The organism is Micromonospora sp. WMMD730 (genome assembly GCF_049178955.1).
GTDB lineage: Bacteria > Actinomycetota > Actinomycetes > Mycobacteriales > Micromonosporaceae > Micromonospora > Micromonospora wenchangensis.
Genome location: NZ_JBMHML010000002.1, coordinates 5,854,623 through 5,867,013, shown reverse-complemented (window position 1 = coordinate 5,867,013; position 12,391 = coordinate 5,854,623). Strand labels below are relative to the sequence as shown.

Here is a 12,391-nt window from a genome sequence, read left to right as displayed (position 1 = left end):
ACGCGGTGAGACGCTGGTGGAACGCTGCATGGGGGTGTTCGGTGGGAAGTGCGCTCGACGGGATGTCCGGATCGGATGCTCGAAACTTTCGGTACCGACCGACGCGCGTCGCCCCGGACCCCAGCCAGCGGAGGGCGCGGAGCGTCAGAACAGGGTGAGCGGCCCGGTCGGGATCGGCTCGGGCAGCGGGGCCAGGGCGGGCACCCGGGCCCGTACCTCGTCGTGGAACCGGCGGGCCAGCAGGGGTGCGTCGGCGTTGTCCGGGGTGTGCACGAACACGGTGGGCGAACGGCCCTCCCGCAACCAGTCGACGGTGATCTCGACCCAGCGCTGCCAGCCCTCGACCGTCTCCGACTCGGCGTCCCGGCCGAGGTAGCGGACGATCGGCCGGTCGGTCAGCGCCGCCGTCCGCAACGGCAGGCGGGGCTTCTTCGTCCACGCCTCCCGCTCCGCGTCGCTGGTCGGCGGGGTGCGGAAGAACGCGGTGGTGTCGAAGGGGACCCACTCGGCGGACGCCTCGGCGAGCACCCCCTCCAGCAGGCGGGTCGCGCCGGGCTCCAGGAAGAACGCGGGGTGCCGGACCTCCACGGCGTACCGGTGGGTGGCGGGCAGCCGACGCAGCAGGTCGGCGAGCGCGGGGACGTCCGTCGGGGTGAACGACCCCGGCAGTTGGATCCACAGGGCGTGCGCCCGGTCGCCGAGCGGGGCGATCGCGTCGAAGTAGTCGCGTAGCGGCGCGTCGGCGTCGACGAGCCGCCGTTCGTGGGTCACCACCTTCGGCAGTTTGAGGACGAACCGGAAGTCGGGGCCGGTCTGCCGGGCCCAGGACTCCACGGTCTCCCGGGTCGGGGTGGCGTAGAACGTGGTGTTCCCCTCGACCGCGTCGCACCAGCCGGCGTAGTGCCGCAGTCGCTCGTGCGCCGGCAGCGGGTGGGCGATCAGCCGCCCCTGCCAGGACCGGTGGGTCCACATCGCGCAGCCGACGTGCAACCGCATGATCCCGATCCTCCCGTAACGTCACCCGACCCGGTTCGTCGCCGCACGCTATCGGAGCGTCGGCGGCCCACCCGGGTCGGGTGCGGCGGGGGTCGACGGACGACCGGAGTGCCGGTCCGCACCCAGCAACCCCGATCGTCAACTTTCGGTTGACGCTCGGGGTTGCGTCAACCTATGGTTGACGCATGACGGAATCCGCCCAGCTCCCGCATCCTGTCCGCCTCGACGACTTGATCCAGGCCATCAAGAAGGCCCGGCCGGACGCGCTCGACCAACTCAGTGACGCGGTGCTCGTCGCCGACCACCTCGGCGACCTCGCCGACCACCTGATCGGCCACTTCGTCGACCAGGCCCGCCGCTCCGGAGCCTCCTGGACCGAGATCGGCACGAGCATGGGGGTGAGCAAGCAGGCCGCCCAGAAGCGCTCCGCCGCGAAGGCCGACGCGGCCGCGACGCTGGACCCCAACGCCGGCTTCAGCCGGTTCACCCCACGCGCCCGCAACGTGGTGATCGCCTCGCAGGAGGAGGCCCGCAGCGCCGGCAACGCGGAGATCCGCCCGGAACACCTGGTGCTCGGCCTGCTCGCCGAACCCGACGGCCTCGCCGCCAAGGCCATGGTCGCCGAGGGACTGGGCCCGGACGCCGTCCGGGAGGCGGTCACCGCGACCCTGCCCGCCGCGTCCGACCAGGTCCCCGACCTGATCCCGTACGACGCACAGGGCAAGAAGGCCCTCGAACTCACCTTCCGGGAGGCGCTGCGGCTCGGGCACAACTATGTCGGCACCGAGCACATCCTGCTGGCCCTGCTCGAACTGGAGGACGGCACGGGCGTGCTGTCCGGCCTCGGTCTGACCAAGGACCGGGCCGAGGCCAACGTGGCCGCCGCCCTCGCCGGCTTCGCCGGGGGCGAGTAGAAGCCGCGTCGCTCACCGGACCGACCGACGCGGCCACCGGGCCGCGCCCGGCGGGATCCGCCGGCCGTGCGGCGCGGCGGGCCGGGGTCGGGCGCGGCACCGGGGGCACGCCCGGCCGGCCGGTCAGTCCCCGGTGGGGAAGCCGTACCGCAGCGCGTGCTCCGGGTCGGCCGGGTCGATCTGCCGGATGCCGGCGTCGGCGAGGCGCTTGTTGACCTCGTCGAGCTGCTCGCGCACCAGCCGGGCCTCCTCCTCGGTGACCCGCCCCCGGTGCGGCTTCCCGGCGTGGTCGAGGGTGCCGTAGTCGATCTTCTCGGCGCTCTTGCGGGCCTTCGGCGGACGGACCCGCTCGGCGGTACGCAGCAACTGGGCCATCGGGGTGTCGGTCGCCATCGCGTCGAACTCGCTGGCGGTCAGCACCACCCGACGCGGTTCCCCGCCGGCGTGCCGGTCGTGGATTTCGACCACCGCCACGTCGAGCGAGGCGTCGTCGATGCCCTCCACCTCGGTCACGGTGGCGTCCAACTGCACGGGCCCGGCCACCAGGTCGGGATGCTCCAGCACGACGACCCGGACCACCTCGTCGTCGGGACGCAGCACCGTGCCGCTGAAGTCGGAGACGTGGATCGTCTTCTTGCCCATGCGCTGCGGTTCTCCTGTCGCTGGCCGGAATCGACCACAAGACGCTACCCGACAGGTGTGCGAACGCCCCGGCCGGACACCCCGGTGGGACGGCCTGCGCGTGGCGGAGCCGCCAGGGGCGGCGCGGTGGCACCGACGGGTCGGTGCGGTCGTCCGTCGCCGCTGCGGGGCGCGTCCGCCGGGGGCCACGGGGGACGGACCGGGGCCGTCGTCGCGGGCGCGCCGTGCCGGGTCAGCGGGCGGTGAGGCCGCGTCGGGAGGAGATGCCGGCGGGGAGGGTGTTCAGCTCGCCCCAGGACAGACGGGCGTTGACGCCGCGACCGCACCGGGCCTCCCGGTAGCGCGGCTGGGCCGGGAACCGCCCGGCACCCCCCGCCGTGTTCCACACTCGTGCGCTGTCCTGCTGGTACCGCTCGTTCGGCTGCATAGGCATGGCCATTACCGTCCCAAAGAAAGGTGTCCATGTATGGAAATAGATATGACGCACGGTCGATGGACCGGGTTCCGGTGAGGCAGCTCACGGTCCGGTTCCCTCTACCCACGACGCGCTCCCGGCAACCGGGCGTCGGCCGTGGCGGCCCGGCGTACCGTGGATCATGAAGCGATCCACCGGGTGAGAGGGGCGGGCGGTGCTGGACCGGCGGCTGTACCTGCACCTGGCGACCTGGCTCGGGCAGTGGCCGGCACCGCCGGGCCTGCACGTGGTCGGCTCGTGGCGGCGGACACGTCCGGCCTGGGACGGCCGGGTCCGCCCGGCCGTCGCGGTCCGGGCCGCCGGCAGCACCGTGCTCTCCGTGCCGTCCGGGCTGGTCGCGGCCGTCCGGGAGCTGGCCGCCGGGCCCCGGTCCGCCCTGTACGGGGCGCTGCCGGCGCTGGTCGGGCAACCCGGGTGGGTGGTCAACGACGACGTGTTCCGGTGGTGCCTCGCGCCGGCCGCGCTGCCCGACGTCGGCACCTGGACCGCCCCCACCGACCCCGCCCTACCGCCCTGGCTGCACCTGTTCGACCGCGAGGTGCTCGTCGTGCGGGACGCCGACGGCGGCTACCTGGCCGGTGTCGGCGTCAAACGGCACGACGCGTACGGGCACGAGCTGGCCGTCGGCACGGTGCCCGCGGCGCGCGGCCGGGGGCTGGCCCGACGGCTCGTCGCGCAGGCCGCCCGTCGGGTGCTCGACGAGGGCGCCGTCCCCACCTACCGGCACGATCCGGCGAACACCGGTTCCGCCCGGGTCGCCGAGGCCGCCGGGTTCGCCGACCGGGGCTGGTCGACCTACGGCGTCTACCCGCCGTGAGGGCGCGGCCCGGCCGCGGCGCGGACCGTGGATCCCGGGCCGGATCCACGGTCCGCTGCCTGCCCCAGGCCCCGCCGTGACCGGTGTCCACCGGTCGACCTCGGTGTCGGTCACGCTACGTACTCGGATGCCCGCTCGGCAAGGGTGATCGGCGGGTTCTCTCTGTCCAGTAATGGACTTGAGCTGGGGTTAAGGAAGCATTCGCCGTTGAAGCCCGGTGACGCAACGTGCTCGTCGTTTGCTCCGGCGGCTGCCCGGCAGGGTGGTGTCAGGAGGCCCCGGTAGGGTCGGGCGTCGCGGCGAGAACCGGCGCGCGGTCGGGGACGGCCGGATGGCCAGGAGTGGACGGACATGCAGCTGCCGACGCCGTGCGAGGGGCACGGGCGGGTGGTCCTGGCACCGGTGGGTGACCTGGACATCGCCACCGTCCCCGGGTTGCAACGCGACCTCGACGAGGCGCTGTGCCACCCCGGTCTGTCGGAGATCGTCGTCGACCTGACGGCCGTCACCTTCCTCGACTCGACGGGGGTGGCCGCGTTGCTGCGCGGGGCGGCCGAGGCGGTCGGCCGGGGGGCCACCCTGCGGCTGGTCGACCCGCAACCGGTGGTGTCCCGGGTCCTGCGGATCACCGCGGTCGGCCGGCTGCTCGGCCTTCCCGACGACCACGGCGACCCGGCACCCTGGCGTCGCTGACCGGCCCGTCCCGTCCCGCGCAGGTGCCCCGCCCGTCGGGGACGGCCACTCAGCAGGTCAGGCCGAGCACCTCCGCCGCTGCGCGACCGTTGGCGTGGCTCGCGCCGAAGGTGGTGACGAAGGCCCGTACCCCGGCCGGCCGCCACCGCCCCGGCCAGCCCATCTCCACCACCGTCACCTGATGCGTCGCGGCCAGCGCCTCGACCAGCGCGGGACCGCCGGGCAGCCGGTGCAGGTGCCGTCCGACCAGCACGACCGGCCGGTCCCCGGCGAGCCGGCGTACCGTCGCCGGGTCGACCTCGGTGGCGACCACCCGGAGCTGTTCGACGTCGGCCAGGTGCGGGCCCAGCCCCCACGGCACCCGGCCCTCGGCGACGGTGGCGGCGGCGTACACCTGCACCACGAGCGGGCGTGCCGGCCCGGTCGGGTCGCCCTCCACCCGCACCGCCCGGCGGGCGGCCCGGTACCCGAGGCCGACCTCGACGGGGCCGGTGGGACCGGGCGGGCGGGCGGCACCGGTCCAGGCAGCGAGCGCGGCGGCGCGACCGGCGGCCTGCTCCACCCGGGCCCGGTCCAGCCGGCCGTCCCCGAGCGCCCCGACGATCTCGGCCACCACCCGCTCGACCAGCGCGGCGTCGACCTTCGCGCCCAGGCAGAGCAGGTCCGCCCCGGCGGCCAGGGCCCGCACGGCGGCCGGCCCGACCCCACCGGCGGCGACGGTCGCGCCCTTCATCTCCAACGCGTCGGTGACCACCGCGCCGGTGAAGCCGTACTCGCCGCGCAGCAGGTCGACCAGGACGGCCCGGCTGAAGGTGGCCGGCCCGTCCCCGGTCAGTGCCGGCACCCGGATGTGCGCCGTCATGACCGCCCGCACGCCCGCGTCGACCGCCGCCGCGAAGGGCGGCAGGTCGCGGGCCCGCAGCAGCGCCGCGTCGGCGTCCACGGTGGGCAGCTCGTGGTGTGAGTCGGCGACGGTCGCGCCGTGGCCGGGGAAGTGCTTGGCGCAGGCCGCCACCCCCACCGACTGGAGCCCCGCCACGGCGGCGGCCGTGTGGGCGGCCACCCGGCCCGGGTCGGCCCCGAACGCGCGGGTGCCGATCACCGGGTTCTCGTCGGCGGTGTTCACGTCGACCGTCGGGGCCAGGTCGACGGTGACGCCGACGGCGGCCAGTTCACCGCCGATCGCCGCATAGACCTCCCGGGTGAGCGCGGTGTCGTCGACCGCGCCGAGCGCCGCGTTGCCCGGGTACGGGCTGCCGGTGGCGTGCGCCAGCCGGGTCACGTCGCCACCCTCCTCGTCGATGGCGAGCAGCACGTCGGGCCGGGCGGCGCGCAGCGCGGCGGTGCTCGCCGCGAGCTGGCCCGGGTCGTGCACGTTGCCGCCGAACAGGGTGTGCCCGGCCAGCCCCTCGGCGACCAGCGCGACCGCCCAGTCCGGCGGCACCGGCCCCGGGTACGCGGCCAGCAGCGTGCCCAGCGCCAGCCGGCGAAGTCCTGGATCGATCCCCACCTGAACCCCCTCTCCCGCCGCCCGGAACCCGCGCCGACGGCGGACCGGCCGGCGGTCGGCGGGTGCCGGTGGACGGCACGTGTGTCGGCACGGGCGGCCGGGTCGTCCGAGTTCCCCGCCACGGGGCGGCCGATACGCTACGGACATCCCTGATCAACGCGATTCGGTAAGCAGAGTTTACGAAAACCAGAGGACATGGCATGAGTGCGACCCGGCTGCCCGGAACCCCCCGACTGTTGCGGGCGCTCAACGACCGTGCGGCGCTGGAGCTCCTGCTCGAACGCGGCCCGCTCACCCGCGCCCGGCTCGGCGAGCTGACCGGCCTGTCCAAGGTCACCGCCTCGCAGCTGGTCGAGCGGCTGGAGGAGCGCGGGCTGGTCGCCCGGGTCGGTGAACAGGCCGGTGGGCGGGGTCCGAACGCGCAGCTCTACGCCGTACGGCCGGGCAGCGCGTACGTGGTCGGGGTGGACGTCGGCGCGGAGCGGGTGGTGGCCGCCTGCGCGGACATCACGGGCGCGGTCGTCAGTCAGGTCGAGCAGTCCACCCGGGACACCGACGACCCGGTCGGCGTGGTGCACACGGCGGTGGTGCAGGCGGCCAGCCGGGCCGGCGCGGAGCTGGACAGCGTACGGCGGGTGGTGCTCGGCACCCCCGGTCTGGTCGACCCGGCCACCGGCGACATCACCTTCGCGTTCAACCTGCCCCGCTGGCACCGGGGCCTGCTCGCCGCGCTGCGCGAGGACCTGCACACGCCGGTCGTCTTCGAGAACGACGTCAACCTGGCCGCCGTCGCCGAGGCGCAGTCCGGGGCGGCGCAGGGGCTGGCGGATTTCGTCCTGGTCTGGGTGGGTGCCGGGGTGGGTCTGGCGATCATGCTGGGTGGCCGGCTGCACCATGGCAGCAGCGGCGCGGCCGGCGAGATCGGCTACCTGCCGGTGCCGGGGGTGCCGATCCCCCGGGACGTCTCGCGCCGGGCGAAGCCCGCGTTCCAGCAGCTCGCCGGGGCGGACGCGGTCCAGGCGGTGGCCCGGGAACACGGCATCGACGCACCGGACGCGGCCGGCGCGGTGCGGGCCGCCATCGCCGCCGGCACCGCCGGTGGCCCGCTGCTCGACGAGCTGGCCCGACGGCTCGCCCTCGGGGTGGCCAGCACCTGCGTGGTGCTGGACCCGCCGCTTGTGGTGCTCGCCGGTGAGGTGGGGCAGGCCGGCGGGGCGGCGCTGGCCGAACGGGTGCAGCACGAGGTGGCCGCGATCACCCTGGTCCGGCCCCGGGTGGTGCCCACCGGGCTGACCGAGGAGCCGATCCTGCGGGGGGCGCTGCGGACCGCGCTGGACGCCGTGCGGGACGAGGTGTTCGGGTCGACCGTCGGCTGACCGACCACCCCGCCCGTCCGTCGTCATGAAGGAATACTTCACCACTGCGCCGGCCACGGCAAGATGTTGCCGTGGCCGGCGCAGGTCGGGTCGCCCTAGACCAGGTCGCGGCGGCGGAACGCGACGAACGCGGACCCGGTGACCGCACCGGTCAGCGCCAACAGCACCAGCAGCGCCGGCCCCCAGGTGATCGCGTAGATGCCGCCGTCGCAGACGCCGCTGCCCGGCGGGCAACCCCGGTCGTCCCAGAACTCCAACCGGCCGGACAGCCAGGCGCCCAGATAGTTGGAGAGCATCAGCAGGTCCGCCCGGGCCACGTCGAGGATCTGCAACACCAGCCGCGCGCCCATCTCCCACACCACCGCGTACGCGGCGACCGCGCCGAGCGCCGCCGAGGTGTGCCGGCCCAGCGTGGCGATCCCGAAGCCGAGCACGGTCGACAGCAGCACCAGCACCAGACCCCGCCCGTAGATCGCCCCGAGCCCGCCCCAGAACTGCCCGTCCAGCGGGCCGGGCACACCCGCCGTCTGCCCGATCACCCAGAACGTGCCCAGGTAGAGCGCCGACGCCAGCACCGCCAGCGCGGCCACCAGCCCGACCAGGGTGCCCAGCTTCGTACCGAGCACGGTCACCCGGCCCGGCCGCCACAACAGCAGGTTGACCACCCCGCCGGAGTTCAGGTCGGCACCGATGTACGACGCGCCCACCAGGAAACCGAACAGCACCAGGAACGCGATCAGGAAGTAGAGCAGCCCGCGCGCCTCCTGGGAGAAGATGAAGACCGACGTGAGGTAGTCGGTGGCCAGCGGCAGCCGCTCCATCCGCGCCGGATCCACCTCGGCGCAGTCGGCCGGTACGTACCCGGCGTCCTCGGTGATCGGGATCTCGCCGGCCCGGACCCGCAGGCAGCGGGTGTGCTCCGCCTCCAGCACCGCCACCGCCTGCGCGGCCTGCTCCTGGGCTGCGGACATCTCCTGCGCCGTCGGCCGGTGCGACCCGATCAGGGTGGTCGTGGTGGTCACCGCGAACGCCACCGCGAGCAGCAGCACCATCAGTTGGACGAAGCGGCGGGCGGTCAACCGCTCCACCTCGGCACGGACCAGGTTCACGCGTCCACCCTCCGACCGTCGGTCCGGTCCAGTTCGATCAGCGGTTCGTCGGCGTCACCCGCGTCGATGTCGTCCGGCTGCCCCGGCGGGGTCGTCCCGGCGGTGAGGTCGAGGAAGACGCTCTCCAGGTCCGGCCGGACCGGGGTCAGCTCGCGGACCCACAGGCCCTGCCCACCGAGGGTGCTGCTGATCAGCTCCGGCTCCGGGGCGCCCCCGACCACCAGCACGTCGTCGGGGTCGACGGCGACCGTCAGCCCGGCCTCCCGCAGCAGCTGCGCGCCCCGCTCCGACTCGGCCACCCGGACCCGCCACTCGTGCGGGTCGTGCCCGGCCAGCACGTCGTCCACCCGGCCGGCCGCCACCCGACGGCCCCGCGCGATGATCGTGACGTGGTCGCAGATCAGCTGGATCTCGGCCAGGATGTGGCTCGACACCAGCACGGTCACCCCGGACCCGGCGAGCGTACGCATCAGGTCCCGCATCTCCCGGATACCGGCCGGGTCCAGCCCGTTCGCCGGCTCGTCCAGGATCAGCAGCTCCGGGCTCTTCAACAGCGCCGACGCGACGGCGAGACGCTGCTTCATGCCCAGCGAGTAGCTCCTCACCCGGTCCTCGCCCCGCTCCCGCAGGCCGACCTGGTCGAGCACCTCGTCCACCCGGGACGTCGGCACGCCGCCGGCCACCGCCAGCAACCGCAGCGTCCGGTGCCCGGTGAAGTTGCCGAAGAACTGCGGACTCTCCACGATCGCGCCCACCCGCCCGGTGACCCGACCCAACTGCTCCGGGGCCGGCGCACCCAGCACCCGCAACTCCCCGGCGTCGGCGTTGACCAGCCCCAGCAGGGCGCGCAGCGTGGTGGTCTTACCGGAGCCGTTGGGGCCGAGGAAGCCGTGCACCTGGCCCGCCTCGACGACCATGTCGAAGCCGTCCACCGCCACCCGCCTGCCCCGCCGCATGGTGCGGAACGTCTTGCGCAGACCGGCGATCTCGATGACCGCGCTCATCCGCACCGCCCCTCGTCTCGTACGGGCATGGGCCGTCCTCCCGGGATGGTGACCAACGACACGGTGCACCCTAAGGCCGGGCCACCCGCCCGTGGGGGCAGCCTCGGGCTGCGTGGTTGGATGGAGCGGTGACTGGTGACCCGTTCCCCGCCGCAGCCGCCCCCTCGACCGTGGACGCGGATCTGGTGGTCAGCCTGGACGGCGTCGCCGTCCGGCGATCCGGCACCGCACTGCTGCACGACGTCGACTGGCGGGTCGAGCTGGACGAACGCTGGGTGGTGCTCGGCCCCAACGGTGCCGGCAAGACCACCCTGCTCAACCTCGCCTGCGGTCAACTGCACCCGAGCACCGGCGTCGTGCACGTGCTCGGCGAGCGGATCGGCCGCACCGACCTCACCGAGCTGCGGACCCGGATCGGCCTCACCACCGCCGCCGTGGCCGAGCGCATCCCCGCCGAGGAACGGGTCGGTGACGTCGTGCTCACCGCCGCCTGGTCGGTGGTCGGCCGCTGGCGGGAGAGCTACGACCAGGCCGACGAGGCCCGCGCCCGCGCCCTGCTCGGGCAGCTCGGCGTCGCCCACCTGGCGGACCGCACGTACGGCACCCTCTCCGAGGGCGAACGCAAGCGGGTGCAGGTCGCCCGCGCCCTGATGACCGACCCGGAGCTGCTGCTGCTCGACGAGCCGGCGGCCGGGCTCGACCTGGGCGGGCGCGAGGACCTCGTCGGCCGGCTCGCCGAGCTGGCCCACGACCCGGACGCCCCGGCCCTGGTGCTGGTCACCCACCACGTCGAGGAGATCCCGCCCGGGTTCACCCACGCGCTGCTGCTGCGCGACGGCGCGGTGGTCGCCCAGGGGCTGCTCGCCGACACCCTGACCGCCGACAACCTCAGCAAGACCTTCGGCCTACCCCTGCTGGTCGAACGCCACGCCGACCGCTGGACCGCCCGCGCCGCCTAACCCCCCACCCCCACCCCAGCGTCGATCTTGGAGTTGTGGTGGGGGAAAGACCCTCCCATGTCCCTTTCGCGGCCACCGTAAGTCCATGATCGACGGGATGGACGGGTGGGAAGGGCGGGGCAGGGTGGGTGGGGTGGGGATTTAGACTCGTCGTGGTTGTGACTGGCGGGGTGGGGGGTTGTGGTGTCGGTGGGAGGTGGGGTGCGGCAGAGCCGGATCGTCGTGGTGGGCAGCGCCAACATGGACGTGGTCGGAGCCGGCCCGACGCTGCCCCGGCCGGGGGAGACCGTGCTCGGCAGCCACTTCGTGATGGTGCCCGGCGGCAAGGGCGCCAACCAGGCCATCGCCGCCGCCCGCGCCGGTGCCGCCTGCACCTTCCTCGGCGCGCTCGGCTCCGACTCGTTCGGCGTCACCCTGCGGGCCAGGATCACCGCCGCCCAGGTGGACGCCAGCCACCTGCGGGTGGTCTACGGGGCCTCCGGGGTCGCCCTGGTGATGGTCAACGCCGCCGGGGAGAACGCCATCCTGGTCACCCCCGGCGCGAACGCCGCCTTCACCGCCCTCACCGACGCCGAGCTGTCCGCCGTACGCGGGGCGGACGTGCTGGTCGCCCAGCTGGAGATCCCGGTCGAGACGGTGACCGAGGCGGCGGTGGCCGCCCGTGCCGCCGGCACCCGGGTGATCCTCAACGCCGCGCCGGCCCGGCAGGTGCCCGCCGAGCTGCTGGCGGCGGTGGACCTGCTGGTGGTCAACGAGACCGAGGCGCACCTGCTCACCGGCCGGGGGCGGGACGACCCGGGGGCGCTGCTGGCGCTGGTGCCCCGGGCGGTGCTCACCCTCGGCGGCGGGGGCGCCTGGTACGTCGAGCGGGACGCCCCCGCCGTGCACGTGCCCGCCGTCGTCGTGGACGTGGTCGACACGACCGCCGCCGGGGACGCGTTCACCGGCGCCCTGGCCGTGGCCTGGGGTGAGGGGCGGCCGGTGGTCGACGCGGTGCGCTGGGCGGCGGCGGCCGGCGCGGCGTGCGTCCGGCGGCTCGGCGCGTCGGTGGCGCTGCCCGAGCGTGCCGAGATCGACGCCCTCTACACCCCGACGGCCGGCACCTGACCGGCAGCTCAGCCGGCCGGGTCGTCGCTGAGCCGTTCACCCCGGCGACGCAGCATGCCCAGGCCGGGAATGCCGGCGACGGCGAGCTTGAGGTCACGGGTCACGTCGAGCAGGTCGTGCAGGTCCGGGCCGACCCGGTCGAGGGTGGCCAGGATCGGCAGCACGTCCGAGGTCAGGTGCTCCTTGAGCTTCGGCAGCTCGTCGACGAGCCGGATCGCCGCGGCCAGCTCCTCGTGGCTCAGCTCCGCCACGAACCGGTTCGCCATCGGCGCGCCCCGCCGCAACGCCGGCTCGTACGCGGTCATCAGCTCGGCTGCGACGGTGGCCGCGCCCTCGGCGGTCGCCACCGTGCCGGCGGCCCGGTCGGCCACCGCCCCGGCCTCGGCGACCACCTTGCCGGCAGCCCGGGACACCTGACCGGCCCCGGCCACCACCCCGGCCGCCGCGTCGGCGACCTCGGTGGCCCGGGTGACGGTCGTGGTCGCCGCCGCGCTGATCACCGCCACCTCGCGCACCGCCACTTCGGCGTCGGTGAGCACCCGGTCCGTGCGGTCCAGGGTGCCCTCGATCCGGTCCACCACCCCGTTGATCCGGGTCAGCAGCGCCTCCACCCCGTCGAGCACGGCGAAGGCGCGGGCCGGCACGGCGGCGAACGAGGCGGCCGAACCGAACGCCTGGTCGAGGGCGGAGCGGGTGAGACCGACGACGTCGCCCGGTCGGGGCAGGGGGATGGCCATGTCACCCAGTGTGCGTCGGGTCGGCCAGCGCCGCCCGCCGGGACGGTCCCGG

At 74.8% G+C, this 12,391-nt stretch carries 13 protein-coding genes; 6 read left to right on the top strand and 7 right to left on the bottom strand.

Features of this window, described 5'->3' with window-relative positions:
* Positions 1 to 144: 144 nt before the first annotated feature.
* The gene (locus ACN265_RS24895) at positions 145 to 972 is read right to left on the bottom strand and encodes a DUF72 domain-containing protein (protein WP_204924128.1); all 828 of its coding nucleotides are present in this window, start codon (positions 970 to 972) and stop codon (positions 145 to 147) included.
* 209 nt (positions 973 to 1,181) lie between these two features.
* Here ACN265_RS24895 and ACN265_RS24890 point away from each other — a divergent pair, with 209 nt between their 5' ends.
* Positions 1,182 to 1,910: a Clp protease N-terminal domain-containing protein gene (locus tag ACN265_RS24890; RefSeq protein WP_377686743.1), complete on the top strand. Its 729-nt coding sequence runs from the start codon at positions 1,182 to 1,184 to the stop codon at positions 1,908 to 1,910.
* Positions 1,911 to 2,033: 123 nt separating this feature from the next.
* On the opposite strand, the gene ACN265_RS24885 is transcribed toward ACN265_RS24890, so the two are convergent.
* Together ACN265_RS24885 and ACN265_RS24880 are read right to left on the bottom strand one after the other, a co-directional pair.
* Positions 2,034 to 2,552: a hypothetical protein gene (locus ACN265_RS24885; protein ID WP_204923688.1), complete on the bottom strand. Its 519-nt coding sequence runs from the start codon at positions 2,550 to 2,552 to the stop codon at positions 2,034 to 2,036.
* Between the two features lie 232 nt (positions 2,553 to 2,784).
* The gene (locus ACN265_RS24880) at positions 2,785 to 2,985 is read right to left on the bottom strand and encodes a DNA repair protein (RefSeq protein WP_204923689.1); all 201 of its coding nucleotides are present in this window, start codon (positions 2,983 to 2,985) and stop codon (positions 2,785 to 2,787) included.
* A 196-nt stretch (positions 2,986 to 3,181) separates the two neighbouring features.
* Here ACN265_RS24880 and ACN265_RS24875 point away from each other — a divergent pair, with 196 nt between their 5' ends.
* Together ACN265_RS24875 and ACN265_RS24870 are read left to right on the top strand one after the other, a co-directional pair.
* The gene (locus ACN265_RS24875) at positions 3,182 to 3,844 is read left to right on the top strand and encodes a GNAT family N-acetyltransferase (protein WP_421409844.1); all 663 of its coding nucleotides are present in this window, start codon (positions 3,182 to 3,184) and stop codon (positions 3,842 to 3,844) included.
* 351 nt (positions 3,845 to 4,195) lie between these two features.
* Positions 4,196 to 4,537, top strand: coding sequence for an STAS domain-containing protein (locus tag ACN265_RS24870; protein ID WP_204923691.1), 342 nt, complete (start codon positions 4,196 to 4,198; stop codon positions 4,535 to 4,537).
* Positions 4,538 to 4,586: 49 nt separating this feature from the next.
* On the opposite strand, the gene ACN265_RS24865 is transcribed toward ACN265_RS24870, so the two are convergent.
* Entirely contained in the window at positions 4,587 to 6,047 is a 1,461-nt protein-coding gene (locus ACN265_RS24865; RefSeq protein WP_421409840.1) for a glycoside hydrolase family 3 N-terminal domain-containing protein, read from the bottom strand.
* A 200-nt stretch (positions 6,048 to 6,247) separates the two neighbouring features.
* Here ACN265_RS24865 and ACN265_RS24860 point away from each other — a divergent pair, with 200 nt between their 5' ends.
* Positions 6,248 to 7,423, top strand: a complete 1,176-nt coding sequence (locus ACN265_RS24860; RefSeq protein WP_088641729.1) for an ROK family transcriptional regulator — start codon at positions 6,248 to 6,250, stop codon at positions 7,421 to 7,423.
* Positions 7,424 to 7,518: 95 nt separating this feature from the next.
* Here ACN265_RS24860 and ACN265_RS24855 read toward each other — a convergent pair whose 3' ends face one another.
* Both ACN265_RS24855 and ACN265_RS24850 read right to left on the bottom strand, forming a co-directional pair.
* On the bottom strand, positions 7,519 to 8,532 hold the full coding sequence (locus ACN265_RS24855) for an ABC transporter permease (protein WP_420116678.1): 1,014 nt from the start codon (positions 8,530 to 8,532) through the stop codon (positions 7,519 to 7,521).
* The gene (locus ACN265_RS24850) at positions 8,529 to 9,536 is read right to left on the bottom strand and encodes an ABC transporter ATP-binding protein (RefSeq protein ID WP_421409837.1); all 1,008 of its coding nucleotides are present in this window, start codon (positions 9,534 to 9,536) and stop codon (positions 8,529 to 8,531) included. The genes ACN265_RS24855 and ACN265_RS24850 overlap by 4 nt, the downstream gene beginning before the upstream one ends.
* A gap of 128 nt (positions 9,537 to 9,664) precedes the next feature.
* Between ACN265_RS24850 and ACN265_RS24845 the strand changes: the two genes are divergently transcribed.
* Positions 9,665 to 10,495 carry an ABC transporter ATP-binding protein gene (locus tag ACN265_RS24845; RefSeq protein WP_420116676.1) on the top strand — a complete coding sequence of 277 codons (831 nt, stop codon included), beginning with the start codon at positions 9,665 to 9,667 and terminating at the stop codon, positions 10,493 to 10,495.
* A gap of 201 nt (positions 10,496 to 10,696) precedes the next feature.
* On the top strand, positions 10,697 to 11,602 hold the full coding sequence (locus ACN265_RS24840) for a ribokinase (RefSeq protein WP_421409835.1): 906 nt from the start codon (positions 10,697 to 10,699) through the stop codon (positions 11,600 to 11,602).
* Positions 11,603 to 11,610: 8 nt separating this feature from the next.
* Here the strand turns inward: ACN265_RS24840 and ACN265_RS24835 are convergent, their stop codons facing one another.
* On the bottom strand, positions 11,611 to 12,339 hold the full coding sequence (locus ACN265_RS24835; RefSeq protein ID WP_421409832.1) for a hypothetical protein: 729 nt from the start codon (positions 12,337 to 12,339) through the stop codon (positions 11,611 to 11,613).
* Positions 12,340 to 12,391 lie beyond the last annotated feature (52 nt).

Bases quoted from the DNA above. Each gene is read 5' to 3' on its own strand.
- ACN265_RS24895 (WP_204924128.1), bottom strand. From the start codon at position 972: ATGTGGACCCACCGGTCCTGGCAGGGGCGGCTGATCGCCCACCCGCTG.
- ACN265_RS24890 (WP_377686743.1), top strand. From the start codon at position 1,182: ATGACGGAATCCGCCCAGCTCCCGCATCCTGTCCGCCTCGACGACTTG.
- ACN265_RS24885 (WP_204923688.1), bottom strand. From the start codon at position 2,552: ATGGGCAAGAAGACGATCCACGTCTCCGACTTCAGCGGCACGGTGCTG.
- ACN265_RS24880 (WP_204923689.1), bottom strand. From the start codon at position 2,985: ATGCCTATGCAGCCGAACGAGCGGTACCAGCAGGACAGCGCACGAGTG.
- ACN265_RS24870 (WP_204923691.1), top strand. From the start codon at position 4,196: ATGCAGCTGCCGACGCCGTGCGAGGGGCACGGGCGGGTGGTCCTGGCA.
- ACN265_RS24860 (WP_088641729.1), top strand. From the start codon at position 6,248: ATGAGTGCGACCCGGCTGCCCGGAACCCCCCGACTGTTGCGGGCGCTC.
- ACN265_RS24850 (WP_421409837.1), bottom strand. From the start codon at position 9,536: ATGAGCGCGGTCATCGAGATCGCCGGTCTGCGCAAGACGTTCCGCACC.
- ACN265_RS24835 (WP_421409832.1), bottom strand. From the start codon at position 12,339: ATGGCCATCCCCCTGCCCCGACCGGGCGACGTCGTCGGTCTCACCCGC.